Source organism: Collimonas sp. (assembly GCF_039923675.1).
Lineage (GTDB): Bacteria > Pseudomonadota > Gammaproteobacteria > Burkholderiales > Burkholderiaceae_D > Collimonas.
Genome location: NZ_JBDTCG010000039.1, coordinates 1 through 13,553 on the forward strand (window position 1 = coordinate 1; position 13,553 = coordinate 13,553).

14 protein-coding genes and 3 tRNA genes are annotated in these 13,553 nt (G+C 56.4%); all 17 read right to left on the bottom strand.

The genetic code is table 11. The features are described 5' to 3' along the window. Positions 1–459 (bottom strand): IS630 family transposase (locus ABI171_RS07425; protein ID WP_348092006.1); only part of this gene is annotated, 459 nt, incomplete at its 3' end. Continuing rightward, the gene (locus ABI171_RS07430) at positions 428–952 is read right to left on the bottom strand and encodes a helix-turn-helix domain-containing protein (protein WP_348091936.1); all 525 of its coding nucleotides are present in this window, start codon (positions 950–952) and stop codon (positions 428–430) included. The genes ABI171_RS07425 and ABI171_RS07430, both read right to left, overlap by 32 nt. Before the next feature lie 670 nt (positions 953–1,622). Then, positions 1,623–1,698 (bottom strand) — tRNA-Gly (locus tag ABI171_RS07435). A 12-nt stretch (positions 1,699–1,710) separates the two neighbouring features. Beyond that, positions 1,711–1,784 (bottom strand) — tRNA-Cys (locus tag ABI171_RS07440). Between the two features lie 112 nt (positions 1,785–1,896). Continuing rightward, a tRNA-Gly gene (locus tag ABI171_RS07445) sits at positions 1,897–1,972 on the bottom strand. Between the two features lie 127 nt (positions 1,973–2,099). After that, positions 2,100–2,699 carry a CDP-diacylglycerol--glycerol-3-phosphate 3-phosphatidyltransferase gene (pgsA, locus tag ABI171_RS07450; RefSeq protein WP_348091937.1) on the bottom strand — a complete coding sequence of 200 codons (600 nt, stop codon included), beginning with the start codon at positions 2,697–2,699 and terminating at the stop codon, positions 2,100–2,102. Between the two features lie 127 nt (positions 2,700–2,826). After that, entirely contained in the window at positions 2,827–4,695 is a 1,869-nt protein-coding gene (gene uvrC / locus ABI171_RS07455; protein ID WP_348091938.1) for an excinuclease ABC subunit UvrC, read from the bottom strand. Positions 4,696–4,719: 24 nt separating this feature from the next. Continuing rightward, positions 4,720–5,748 carry a beta-N-acetylhexosaminidase gene (nagZ, locus tag ABI171_RS07460; protein ID WP_348092007.1) on the bottom strand — a complete coding sequence of 343 codons (1,029 nt, stop codon included), beginning with the start codon at positions 5,746–5,748 and terminating at the stop codon, positions 4,720–4,722. A gap of 56 nt (positions 5,749–5,804) precedes the next feature. Next, entirely contained in the window at positions 5,805–6,197 is a 393-nt protein-coding gene (gene acpS / locus ABI171_RS07465) for a holo-ACP synthase (RefSeq protein WP_348091939.1), read from the bottom strand. An 11-nt stretch (positions 6,198–6,208) separates the two neighbouring features. Then, on the bottom strand, positions 6,209–6,967 hold the full coding sequence (pdxJ, locus tag ABI171_RS07470; RefSeq protein WP_348091940.1) for a pyridoxine 5'-phosphate synthase: 759 nt from the start codon (positions 6,965–6,967) through the stop codon (positions 6,209–6,211). Between the two features lie 77 nt (positions 6,968–7,044). Beyond that, entirely contained in the window at positions 7,045–7,899 is an 855-nt protein-coding gene (gene recO, locus ABI171_RS07475) for a DNA repair protein RecO (protein WP_348091941.1), read from the bottom strand. Positions 7,900–7,946: 47 nt separating this feature from the next. Then, positions 7,947–8,873, bottom strand: coding sequence for a GTPase Era (gene era / locus ABI171_RS07480; protein ID WP_348091942.1), 927 nt, complete (start codon positions 8,871–8,873; stop codon positions 7,947–7,949). Beyond that, entirely contained in the window at positions 8,870–9,895 is a 1,026-nt protein-coding gene (gene rnc, locus ABI171_RS07485) for a ribonuclease III (RefSeq protein ID WP_348091943.1), read from the bottom strand. Before rnc ends, era begins: the two co-directional genes overlap by 4 nt. Positions 9,896–9,952: 57 nt before the next feature. Beyond that, the gene (locus ABI171_RS07490; RefSeq protein WP_348091944.1) at positions 9,953–10,321 is read right to left on the bottom strand and encodes a DUF4845 domain-containing protein; all 369 of its coding nucleotides are present in this window, start codon (positions 10,319–10,321) and stop codon (positions 9,953–9,955) included. A 29-nt stretch (positions 10,322–10,350) separates the two neighbouring features. Then, positions 10,351–11,268, bottom strand: a complete 918-nt coding sequence (gene lepB / locus ABI171_RS07495) for a signal peptidase I (RefSeq protein ID WP_348091945.1) — start codon at positions 11,266–11,268, stop codon at positions 10,351–10,353. Continuing rightward, complete coding sequence (gene lepA, locus ABI171_RS07500) at positions 11,265–13,058, bottom strand: translation elongation factor 4 (protein WP_348091946.1); 1,794 nt, start codon at positions 13,056–13,058, stop codon at positions 11,265–11,267. Before lepA ends, lepB begins: the two co-directional genes overlap by 4 nt. Positions 13,059–13,259: 201 nt before the next feature. Continuing rightward, a complete protein-coding gene (locus tag ABI171_RS07505; protein ID WP_348091947.1) occupies positions 13,260–13,532 on the bottom strand; it encodes a glutaredoxin family protein in 273 nt (90 codons plus the stop codon). Positions 13,533–13,553 lie beyond the last annotated feature (21 nt).

The window sequence follows — 13,553 nt, forward strand, 5'->3', positions numbered from 1 at the left end:
AAGCGTAGCGAAATATCGGTTGTGCGTAGCGATGCGGCGAACAAGTTTCCAAACACGTTCTATCGGCGCGAGTTGCGGACTGTACGGCGGCAAGAACAATAGTTGCAGTACGCCGCGGTACTTGCGCAGGAATGGCGCAAGTAACACGGCGTGGTGGTAGCGGGCGTTGTCCAGCACGACCACCATGCGCTTGTTGCGAGAACGGTGTCGCAGCAATTTCTTGAGGAAGTCCTTGAAGGTTTCAGCATTGAATACCTTGCATATTTCTCTGACGAACTTGCCGGTGGTTAAACTCACGGCACCAAAGCAAGCGACTGACTTGCGGGTGGGCGCATGTTGCAAGACCGGATCCTTGATTTCGGGCGGCACCCACATCCGAAGGCGGGAACCGTGCTGTTGGAAATGGCATTCGTCGAGACTCCATAACTCAATGTCCTTGCGCCTTGCCAGACGGCGCAGTTTTTTTTACCGCAGCAACCTTCATCGGGTCGGATTGCGCGACTTGTGGCCGCGGTTTGCGCAGACGAAATCCCATCTGGCCAAACACTCTCTGACACTGACGTACTCCGAGCGTCACGCCGTAGCGCGTCTTAATGTGTTCGCCGAGAATCTTCCCGTCCCACAGATTCTGCTCAAGTCCAAATTCACGCGGATTGTGGCGCAGATCTTTAGCCAGCGCCTTCCATTGCCTCTCGTCCAAACCACGTGGCCGCCCGGGACGCTCGCCATCGCGCAACCCTTCGAAACCCTGTTGCTCAAAGCGCCGAACCCAACGCTGAATCGTCCGCACATCTTCGGCGAACAAATCAGCGACAGCGCCGCAAGAATGCCCACTCGCCACCAGCAATACCCCGTGAAGACGATGATCGTAGCGCGATTCATCCGAACGCTCGATCTCTTGTTGTATTGCCACGCGCATCACTTCTGCATCGTCAATTTGCAATTTACGCATCGCTGCCTCCATTGTTGGACACAGCGATATAATAATCTATTTATGCGACAATATTTAAGTCGCAATGTTTATATAAAATCCGGCGCTGATTCAGAGCACGGGAATCGTGCTGCAGCGTTTTGAGAAAAGCCGGCTGCCGCCTGCATTTTTTATCGATAAAGGAGAAGACTCCCGAGACCCAGTCCTATCTGGAAAGTGGCCCCGGCGTAAGGTGAATCTACTCGTTTATCGGCTCTTCAAAAAAAACCTGTCGCGCTCGAAAACAATGCCGCGGACACCAGCATTTTTACCGATAAAAGAGAAGACTCCCGAGACCCAGTCCTATCTGGAAAGTGGCCCCGGCGTAAGGGTGAATCTACTCGTTTATCGGCTCTTCGACAGAATACGGCTTCGCTCAAAAAATGCTGCGGATGCCAGCATTCCTTACCGATAAAGGAGAAGACTCCCGAAACCCAGTCCTATCTGGAAAGTGGCCTCGGCGTAAGGTGAATCTACTCTTGTATCGGTTCCTGCAAGGAAAACGAAAGTGTCACGACATGTCAGATGGTGGCGACTCCAGGACAATCATGCAGACGTGAAAACACCACGTTGCACATCAGGAGAAAAATCAAGGTGGGATTTTTTTACTGAACCGGCAAGGAAGAGATCATCGTCTTCCTTGCCTGGCATTTGGAGCGGGAGAAGAGGCTCGAACTCTCGACCTCAACCTTGGCAAGGTTGCGCTCTACCAACTGAGCTACTCCCGCGTAAGGAGTTTTTGGAGGCGGGGGTCGGGATCGAACCGGCGTAAACGGCTTTGCAGGCCGCTGCATAACCACTTTGCTACCCCGCCAGGGGTGTTGCGCCAAAGACTAAATCAATATTGGTGTATTACCTTCTACAACCAATACATCGTTCACACTTAATAAAAAAAGGAAGCTTTACCAGCTTCCTTTTTTTGAATCTGGAGCGGGAGAAGAGGCTCGAACTCTCGACCTCAACCTTGGCAAGGTTGCGCTCTACCAACTGAGCTACTCCCGCATTTTGTTTCTTTTTACTACGCCATTTCTACATCAACTACAGAGACGACATTATAGTTGATCTACAGAGTTTGTCAATGAATTTGAAAGATTTTAATTAACTTTTTTTCAAATCACCGACTTTTACTTCACTGCTTGTTGTTTTCGCCGCTTGCAGCCGTGCTCTCTTTGATCAGAGGCCAAGCTTTACGCAAATAGTAAAACATGGACCAGACGGTAAGCACTGCCGCTATGTACAACAGCACCTGCCCCCAGAAACGGGTATCGATGCCGAGCAGAACGCCATAATACAACAACATTGGGATTGCCACCATCTGTGCGGTGGTTTTAATTTTACCGATGGAGCTGACCGCGACCGATTTCGACGCGCCGATTTGCGCCATCCATTCGCGCAAGGCGCTGATGGCGATCTCGCGGCCGATGATCACAAACGCGATGATCGGATCGACCCGTCCCAGATGCACCAGCACCAGCAAGGCGCCGGCGACCATCAGCTTGTCGGCGACCGGATCGAGAAAAGCGCCAAAGGCCGAGGTCTGGTTCCAGCGCCGCGCCAGGAAACCATCGAACCAGTCGGTCACCGCGGCGACGATAAAAATAATGGTCGATGCAATTCCCATTACCTGCAAGGTAGAAAAACCAAGATCGGGAAGATAGAAAACCCCGACCACCAACGGGATCAATGCAACTCGCAACCAGGTCAGTAGAATCGGAATATTAATGGGCATAAAAAGGCATAAATAGTTTTATTGGCAAGGAACCCGCTGTCCATATTCTAATTATCTAGGAGTATGGCGCAGTTGGGAAACAAAACCTGCAAAAGCAACAAGCTCTACCGCAATTGCAACACCAGGCTCAATGCAGTTGACGATAGATTTCCTCGGCCAGCTGCCGCGAAATACCCTCGACGGAAGCGATATCTTCAATGCTGGCGTCCGCCACACCGCGCAAACCGCCGAAGCGGGCCAGCAGTTTCTGACGGCGTTTGGCGCCTATGCCTTCTATCTCTTCCAGGCGTGAACTCTGGCGCGCCTTGGCGCGTTTGGCGCGCATGCCTGTGATGGCGAAGCGATGCGCCTCGTCGCGGATCTGCGCAATCAACATCAGGGCGGCGGACTCCTTCCCCAGTTCGCGCGCGGCGCGGCCGTCGGCAAAGATCAGCGTTTCCAGCCCGACCTTACGCCCTTCCCCTTTGGCGACGCCGACGATCAGACTGATATCCTGCCCCAGTTCGGCCAGCACCTGGCGCGCCATCTCCACCTGCCCCTTGCCGCCGTCGATCAGGACGATATCGGGCATGACGCCGTCGCCGTTCGCCACCTTTTCGTAGCGCCGCATCAGCACCTGGCGCATCGCCGCGTAATCGTCGCCAGGGGTGATGTCCTTGATGTTATAGCGCCGGTATTCACCGTTTTGCATTGCATGGTGATGGAACACCACGCACGATGCCTGGGTCGCCTCGCCGGAGGTATGGCTGATGTCGAAACACTCGGCGCGCAGGCTGTCGATATCGTCGACTTCAAGCCCGAGCACCTCGACCAGCGCCCGCGTCCTGGCTTGTTGCGAGCCCTGCTCCGACAACAACCTGGCGAGCGAAATTTCCGCGCCCTTGTGCGCCATCTCCAGCCATTGCCGGCGCTGCCCTTGCGGCTGGAACAGCAGGTTGATGCGGTGACCGCACTGCTCCATCAGCGCCACCATCAGAGCGGGTTCGTCAAATTCGGTATTCAGGATCAGGGTGCCGGGGATGAACATGTCGATGTAATGCTGCGCCAAAAACGCCCTCAGCACCGCCACCTCGATCGAAGCGCCGGCGACCTCGTCCGGACTGGACAAGGCGCCATCGACATGGCTCGGAAAATATGCGCGGTCGCCCAGATGGCGGCCGCCGCGCACCATCGCCAGGTTGACGCAGGCGCGCCCGCCCTGGACGATGACGGCGATGATGTCGATATCGCTGTCGCCCACGGTTTCCATGCTTTGCTGGTGCAGCACACGCGACAGCGAAGTAATCTGGTTGCGCACGCCGGCGGCCTGTTCGAACTTCAGCTCATCCGCATAGGCGTGCATCTTTTTTTCCAATGCAGACAACACTTCCGTCTGCCGGCCGCGCAAGAATTTGGCGGCGTTATCGACATCGATCAGGTAATCTTCGCGGCTGATCAGGTTGACGCATGGTGCGCTACAGCGCTGGATCTGATGCAACAGGCATGGCCGGGTGCGATTGGCGAAAACACTATCTTCACAAGTCCGCAACAGGAAAACCTTCTGCAAAATCTGCATCGACTCCTTGACCGCCCAGGCGTTCGGAAAGGGACCGAAGTACTGGTTCTTTTTATCGACGGCGCCGCGATAGTAGGCCATGCGCGGCGTTTCCTGGCCGCTGATCTTCAGGTAGGGATAGGATTTATCGTCGCGAAACAGGATGTTGTAGCGCGGCTGCAAAGACTTGATCAGGTTGCTTTCCAGGATCAGGGCCTCGGCTTCGCTACGCGTGACCGTGGTCTCCAGCCGGGCGATACGCTCCACCATCAAGGCGGTGCGCGGGCTGGCCAGGTTTTTCTGGAAATAACTGGAGACGCGCTTCTTCAGATCGCGCGCCTTGCCGACATACAGAATATTGTCGGCAGCATCGAAATAGCGATACACGCCGGGCAGGTTCGGCAACTTGGCGACGGTCTCCAGCACCACCGCGCGCGGATCGGGAGTTTCAGCTTCGGTCATGGGTCCGGTGTCTTTTCACGCGCATCATGGCAGCAACGACTGCACCAATGCCTTGGCGGCCAAGTAGCGCGTGTCGGCTTGCAAGGCTTGCCAGTCGAGCGCTGCGGTTTGCGGCGCCAGTACGGCGAGACGGGCGCGCGAGACTACGGCCTGGTGGTCGTCAGTTGCAATGTTCAGTCCGGCCAGCAGTTGATCCGCCTTGTCCGGCGAATTGCAGATCAAGACGACGTCGCAACCCGCTTTCAGCGCCGCCCTGGCGCCATCCAGCACGCCGCCGGCGGAACCTGCGGCTTCCATGCTGAGGTCGTCGCTGAAGATGACGCCGTCGAAGCCGATATCCTGGCGCAGGATGTCCAGCCATTTTTTTGAAAATCCAGCCGAGTGCTTGTCCACCTTGGAATAGATCACGTGCGCCGGCATCACCGCCGCCAGGCTCATGCCCAGCCAGTCGTAGGGCTTGATATCTTGCTCCATGATCTGCTCCAGGCTACGCTCGTCGATTGGCAGAGACAGATGCGAATCGCCTTCGACAAAACCGTGGCCGGGGAAATGCTTGCCGCAATTGGCCATGCCGGCCAGCGCCAGGCCGTGGTTCAGGCTCTTTGCCAGCAAGGTCACGACACGCGGGTCGCGATGAAAAGCGCGTTCGCCGATGACCGTGGAGCCGCCATAATCGAGATCGAGCACCGGCGTAAACGACAAATCGACGCCGCAGGCGCGCAGCTCGCTGGCCAGCACGAAGCCGACCGCGGTGGCCGCCTTGGTGGCCGCCAGCACATCGCTGTCCCATTGCCGGCCCAGAACACGCATGGCCGGCAGGCGGGTAAAGCCATCAGTGCGGAAACGCTGGACGCGGCCACCTTCGTGATCGACCGCGATCAATATGCCCGGACGCGCCGCATGGATCGCGGCAGTCAGCGCCGTGAGCTGGGCGCGATCCCGGTAATTGCGGGTAAATAAAATCACGCCGCCGGTCAGCGGGTGCCGGATGCGACGGATATCGTCCGCGCTCAACTCGGTGCCGACCACATCCAGCATGACCGGGCCGAACATCTGCTTTTCTACGGTATGCCCACTTGTCAAATCACTCAAATCATTCAAACCACTGCTCATTTTTTCTCCACAATGACAAATGCCACCGCGTACTCCACTTCATCGGTGATCGATACCTGCGCGGTCAAACCCTTCTCTTGCATGTATTCTTCCAGCGCGGGATTGACCACCACGATCGGCTTGCCGCCGGGCGCATTCAAGGTCTGCATCGCACGCCAAGTCATCGGCATTTTCATTCCCAGTCCAAGCGCCTTGGAAAACGCTTCCTTGGCAGCAAAGCGCGTCGCCAGGAAACGGATCCCGCGCGCTTCCACCTTGGCTTTGCGCTGCAGGTATTTTTCCATCTCTTGCGGTCCCAGGATCTTCTGCGCAAAACGGTCGCCGTTACGCTGCAACGCCGCCGCTATGCGGGGGATCTGGATGATGTCGGTGCCGATGCCATAAATCATTACGAACCTCTTTATTTGCAGAGACGCGCTTTCACCATCAGCGCCTTCATTTCACTGACCGCCGCTTTCCAGCCGACGAACACCGCATGCGCCACGATGGCATGGCCGATGTTCAGTTCAGCGATATCGGGAATCGCCGCGATCGCCTGGGCGTTGGTGTAATGCAGGCCGTGGCCGGCATTCACCTTGAGGCCGCGCCGCACGCCTTCTTGCACGGCGCGCCGCACCCGCTCCAGCTCGCTCTGCTGCTCTTTTTCATCGTGCGCTTCGGCGTAACGGCCGGTGTGCAATTCGATCACCGGCGCGCCGACTTCCGCCGCTGCTTGAATCTGATCCGCTTCAGGATCGATGAACAGGCTGACGCGGATACCCTCGCCTTGCAACTGGCGTACTGCGGCTTGCACCTGGGTAAAATATTTCACCACGTCGAGGCCGCCTTCGGTGGTCAGTTCGTGACGACGCTCCGGCACCAGGCAAGAATCCTGCGGTTTGATCTTGCAGGAAAAATCGATCATTTCCTGGGTGACGGCCGCTTCCAGGTTCATGCGCGTCCGCAGTTGCGGACGGATCGCTTCCACATCCGCATCGCGAATGTGGCGACGGTCTTCACGCAAATGCAAAGTGATGGCGTCGGCGCCCGCCTCTTCCGCCTGCAAAGCCGCTTGCAACGGGTCCGGATAGGTGGTGCCGCGCGCATTGCGCAGGGTGGCGACGTGATCGATATTGATGCCAAGGTCGATGATCGACGATGTTGGATTGAGATAGCTCATCGGATGCTCAGGTGACAGGTGGGTTTATCAGGAATCAAGATTGCATCAATTCTGGCGCGATGGCAATGCAAACGGAATTACAACTGCATCAGATCGATCAGGATCTGTCGTGTATTCAATGGCGCGCCACCCAGATGGTGGGCCAGCAAGAAGCGCATCAACACCTTGCTCTGCGCCTGGGTGGCGGCATCGCTGTAATCTTCGCGCTCCATGTCCAGCAGGGTCTTGCCGCTGACCCGGGGCCAGGAATCGGCGGCTCGCGCAACGCGCGGGCCGCGTTCGGGATCGACCACGTAGCTTTCGGCAGGGTCGACCGGCTGGCGGCTGACGGTGCAACGGGTGAAATCGCCGGCGACGCCGGTCTGCTTGAGCAGCGCTCTTTCGAACTGGCGCAAGACGATAGGCGCCGGCTCCAGATGCGCCAACTGGTTGAGCGTGGTGACGTAGTGAGCGAACAATGCGGCGTGCGGATCATCGCGCGCCACCAACTTCACCAGCAGCTCATTCAGGTAGAAGCCGCACAGCAGCGCCGATTTTTCCAGCGGCAACAGACCGCCAACCCATTCGGCGGCGATCAAGGTGCGGATTTCCGATTTACCGCTCCAACTCAGCGACAGCGGCTGAAAGGTTTGCAGTACGCCGCGCAACTTTGACATGGGACGCTTGGCGCCCTTGGCGACCAGGGCGATGCGGCCATAATCGCGCGTAAAGACATCAATGATGAGACTGGTTTCGCGATGCGGATAACTGTGCAGTACGAAGCCGGGCTGGGCTGTGACGCGGGTATCTCTTTCCGGCATCCGCGGCCGCCGCTTGGGGGCTGCGGTAGCGGTAGCGGTAGCCGGGCCGGGAGCGACGCTGATCAGGACAGTGGCATCTTCCGGCAGCGATTGTTCTGCATCGGCGTCGGCATCAGCGATGATCGCGTTCATGTGTGGCGTAGGGTTCGCGTGGAGTTTGCGTCGGGTTTGGGTTTGATTTACTCGTAACCGTAGGCGCGCAATCCGGCTTCGTTATCGGCCCAGCCCGATTTGACCTTGACCCAGATTTCCAGGTAGACCGGACCGCCGAACAGGCGCTCCATATCCAGCCGCGCCTGAGTGGAAATATCTTTGAGGCGCGCGCCTTTCTGGCCGATCACCATGGATTTGTGGGTATCGCGCTGCACCAGGATCGCAGCGAACACACGGCGCAGATTACCTTCCAGCTCGAATTTTTCGATCAGGACGGTGCTGGTGTAAGGCAGTTCATCGCCAACAAAACGGAATACTTTTTCACGGACGATTTCGGCCGCGAGGAATTTCTCGCTGCGGTCGGTAATGTCGTCTTCGCCGAACATCGGCGGATTCGCCGGTAAATACTTGCGGATTTCGCCTTGCAGGTTATCCAGCTGGAAACGCAGCTTGGCCGATACCGGCACCACCGCGGCAAAGTCGCGCATGGCGGCGACTTTCTGGGCAAACGGCAGCAGCACGGCCTTGTCCTTGACGCGGTCAGATTTGTTGATGACCAGGATGCAAGGCACGTTGGCCGGCAACAAAGCCATCACTTGCTGGTCGGCCGGGCCGAAGGTACCGGCTTCGATGATGTACAGGATGACGTCAGCCGCAGTCAGCGTAGTGGTCACGGTGCGGTTCAGCGTCTTGTTCAGCGCATTCGAGTGCCGGGTCTGGAAGCCCGGCGTATCGACATACACGAATTGGGTATCGGCGATGGTCTGGATGCCGGTGATCCGATGCCGCGTGGTTTGCGCCTTGCGCGAGGTAATACTGACCTTGGCCCCGATCAGTTCGTTCATCAGGGTCGACTTGCCTACGTTGGGGCGACCGACAATCGCGATATAGCCGCAACGAAAATCAGCTGCCGGCGTTGCTGCGGTCGATGCCTGGGGGGTAGAGTCTGTCATGCGGTTTTCGATTTACTCGTAGTGTGAGGTGTTGCATTAGGGGCGGTTACAGCTGTGACAGCATTGGCTGCCGCAACAACGGTTTCTGTAGCAGGAGAATTTGGCTTGGACGCAGCGGCCGTTTCGGCGCTGCCGTTGGCCGCCGCGACGTGCGCTTTGGCAGTCGCCTTCAACGCCGGTGCTTCAGCGACAACCTTGTCCTTGGCCACAACGGCCGGTTTGGCCGCCACGGCTTCATCCTTCGTCATTTCAGGCGCTGCCGGCGCATCCGGTTGAATCGTTGCAATGCCGCTCAATTTCAATTGCGCCGTACGCGGCTTGGCTTTTTTGGCTGCCCCGGGTACTTTGACAAAGGACTTTTGCACCGCTTCCAGCGCCAGCTTGGCCGCAGCCTGCTCGCCGGCGCGACGGCTGCCGCCGCTGCCGAATACCTGGATATCCAGTTTAGGCACCAGGCATTCAATTTCAAATTCCTGATTGTGCGCAGCGCCGTGGGTCGCCACCACGTTGTATTGCGGCAAAGCGATTTTCTTTCCTTGCAGGTATTCTTGCAATAGCGTCTTGGCATCCTTGCCCAAGGTCTTGGGATCGACCGTATCGAGGATCGGAATATACAGGGCGCGAATCACATCCCGTGCGGCATCGAAGCCGGCATCCAGGAAAATGGCGCCGAACAAGGCCTCCAGCGTATCGGCCAGGATCGAAGGCCGGCGAAAACCGCCGGACTTCAGCTCACCCTCGCCCAGGCGCAGGAATTGCGACAATTCCAGCCTTTGCGCGATTTCATACAGCGACTGCTGCTTGACCAGGTTGGCCCGCACGCGCGACAAATCGCCTTCATCGATCTTGGTATAGCGATCAAACAGCAAGGAGGCGACGACACAGTTCAAGATCGAATCGCCGAGGAACTCCAACCGTTCGTTATGCAAGGTGCTATGGCTGCGATGCGTCAAGGCCTGCTGTAACAAGCTAGCATCTTTAAACGTGTGGCCTAGCCGATTTTGCAATAACATGAGATCCATTTTTTTCGTCGACACGTGCTGTCGTCGTCTGCTGCTGTTGATCGACTACAAACTACCTTAAGGCTTGGCGGTGCTGCCGGCATAGTCAATCAGCAAGCTGACCGGTCCGACCAGCGGGATTTTCTTCTGGTACGCAAAACTGATCTGGATATCGTCGCCATTCTTGGTGATTTCCAGGTCTTTGCCTGCAATTGCATCGATGTAGCCCACTTCAGCCTGCTTGTTAAACGCATTCTGGATTTCCTGCACCGTGGTGCCGGCAGTCCTGGCGCTGGCGATTGCCTTTTTGATCGAGAAATATTCGATCGTGGTCGGGGTTACCTTGGCAATCAGCACGCCGATACAACCTAATATCGCCAAAATTACGATCAAGCCAAATAATGTGATGCCTTGCTGCTTCCGTGGTGCTCCGGACATTCTTGTCATCCCTGACTCCATCTTAGACTTAGTTAAAGTTATTTGAATAAAGTACCAATACGCTTGAAATTACCCAGGTTCATCCAGACCAGAAATGCCTTTCCGACAATATTCTCATCCGGCACAAATCCCCAATAGCGACTGTCTTCGCTGTTATCCCGATTATCCCCCATCATGAAATAATTTCCAGCAGGAACTGTACAGGTGAAACCTTCCGGATTATAGGAACAGGCGTCCTTGTTAGGGAAATCCATCACCCCTTCCAGCGAAATCGGTGGTCGGCTGCTACGCACTGCGATCAAATGCTGCTTGTTTGACAAGTTCTCCGTGTACTGCTGCGAGTAATCCAGGCTGTCTTCATTCAGGTAATCCGGCAACGGCGCATAAGAAAGAGCTTGACCATTAATTGTTAAGCGCTTGTTTTGGTAAGTTATTTTATCACCGGGCACCCCAACCACGCGTTTGATGTAGTCGAGCGACATATCCTTCGGATATTTGAACACCATCACATCGCCGCGCTGCGGATTATTCACCTCGATCACTTTTTTATTGATGATCGGCAGACGGATACCGTAAGTGAATTTATTCACCAGAATCAGGTCGCCCACCAGCAAGGTCGGCACCATCGAACTGGAGGGAATCTTGAACGGCTCGTACAAGAACGAGCGCAAGAAGAACACCATCGCGATCACCGGGAAAAAGCTGCCCGAATATTCAACCCAGGTCGGCTGGCGCAAGAGGTCGGATTCCAGCGCCGCGCGTCCACTGTTTTCCAGCTTGATGCCGTCGGCGCTCAACTTGGCGTTGCGCGCATCGAATTCGGCCAGCGCCGCGTCGGCCTTGGCGCGCCGTTGTTTGCTCAGATAGAAGCGGTCAAAAAACCAGATGACGCCAGTAACAATCGTCAAGACAAACAGGATTAATGCGAAATTTCCTAAGATTGATTGCAATGTCATTTTTCATCCACTTGTAAGATTGCCAGGAATGCCTCTTGCGGGATCTCGACGGAACCCACCTGTTTCATGCGTTTTTTACCGGCCTTCTGCTTTTCCAGCAGTTTGCGTTTACGGCTGATATCGCCGCCGTAGCATTTGGCGAGCACGTTCTTGCGTAGCGCCTTGACGTTTTCACGCGAAATGATATTGGCGCCGATGGCTGCCTGGATCGCCACGTCGAACATCTGCCGTGGAATCAGTTCGCGCATCTTGGCGGCGACGGCGCGGCCGCGGTACTGGCTGTTGGCGCGGTGGACAATGATTGCCAGGGCGTCGACTTTTTCGCTGTTGATCAGCATGTCGACCTTGACCACGTCGGCCGAACGGTATTCCTTGAATTCGTAATCCATCGAGGCGTAGCCGCGCGAGGTCGATTTCAGGCGGTCGAAGAAATCCAGCACCACCTCGGCCATCGGGATTTCATAGGTCAGCTTGACCTGCTTGCCGTGGTAGCTCATGTCGATCTGCTGGCCGCGTTTCTGGGTGCACAGCGTGATCACCGAACCCACATACTCTTGCGGCATATACAAATTGACGGTGACGATCGGCTCGCGCACTTCTTCAATATTGGACGGGTCGGGCATCTTCGACGGATTGTCCACCAGCATGATGGTGCCATCGCGCTTCACCACTTCGTAGATCACGGTAGGCGCGGTGGTGATCAGGTCCATGTCGAACTCGCGTTCGAGCCGTTCCTGGACGATTTCCATATGCAGCAAACCGAGGAAGCCGCAGCGGAAGCCGAAGCCCAGCGCCTGCGAGACTTCAGGTTCGTATTGCAAGGCAGCGTCGTTCAGCTTGAGTTTTTCCAGCGAGTCGCGCAGCGCATCGTATTGATTGGATTCGACCGGGAACAAGCCGGCAAACACTTGTGGCTGCACTTCTTTAAAACCGGGTAGCGCTTCGGCGGCAGGCCTGGTAGCAAGGGTTACCGTATCGCCAACCTTGGCTGCTTTCAACTCCTTGATGCCGGCGATGATGAAGCCGACCTGGCCCGCGGAAAGCGAATCGCGCGACTGCGACTTAGGCGTGAATACACCGACGCTTTCGGTCAGATGCTGGGAGCCGGTGGCCATCAGCAGGATCTTGTCCTTGGGACGCAACGTGCCGTTCTTGATACGCACCAGCATCACGACGCCGACGTAGTTATCGAACCAGGAATCGACAATCAGCGCTTGCAGAGGCGCATCAGGATCACCCTTCGGCGGCGGCACTTTGACGATCAGCGATTCCAGCACTTCACGCACGCCGAGGCCGGTCTTGGCAGAGCAATGCACCGCGTCATGGGCATCGATGCCGATCACGTCTTCGATTTCGGCGATGGCGTTATCCGGATCGGCGGAAGGCAAGTCGATCTTGTTCAGCACCGGCACCACTTCCACGCCAAGGTCGAGCGCGGTGTAGCAGTTGGCCACAGTCTGCGCTTCCACGCCTTGCGAGGCGTCGACCACCAGCAACGCGCCTTCACAGGCCGACAGCGAACGACTGACTTCATAGCTGAAGTCGACGTGACCGGGGGTGTCGATCAGGTTCAGGTTGTAGATCTGGCCATCCAGTGCCTTGTACGACAGCGCTGCGGTCTGGGCCTTGATCGTGATGCCGCGCTCGCGCTCGATATCCATCGAGTCGAGTACCTGCGCCCCCATTTCGCGATCGGACAAGCCGCCGCAAGATTGGATGATACGGTCCGCCAGGGTAGATTTACCGTGGTCGATGTGGGCGATGATGGAGAAGTTACGGATGTTGTTCATTGACAGACGCGATTACAAAAAAGGCGCTCTGAGCCGGGCTAAGCATTAATGCCGCCCAGGCGAGCGCCTTTTATGACAGGTTATTCAGTGCCGCCATTTTACCGGATTTCAGAGGGGAAAAACCGACAAATCAAAGGCTTGAGACATTGCCACATGGCAGTTATAGAAAATGAACACCAATTATTATCAATAATACAATAATCAGTCATTCAAAAAGCGATTCACCGATTCCTGGTCAAGAAAATAGTGGCAAAGCTGCATCGCTTCCTGCCCATTTTTATTGCCCGTCAGCACCGGCACCAGTTCATCGTATTTCGCCACCAGCCCGGGATCGGCGTCGACATCGATCACATCGACAGTAAACCAGCCCGCATCGCCCTCATCGGCAGCCCTTAACGCCAGCAATGCCTGCAGCATGTCTTCGCAGAGATGGCAATAAGAGCGGCTATATAAAGTGAAATGCGGTGTCGACATGCGTTCAGGCTTTTAAACAGA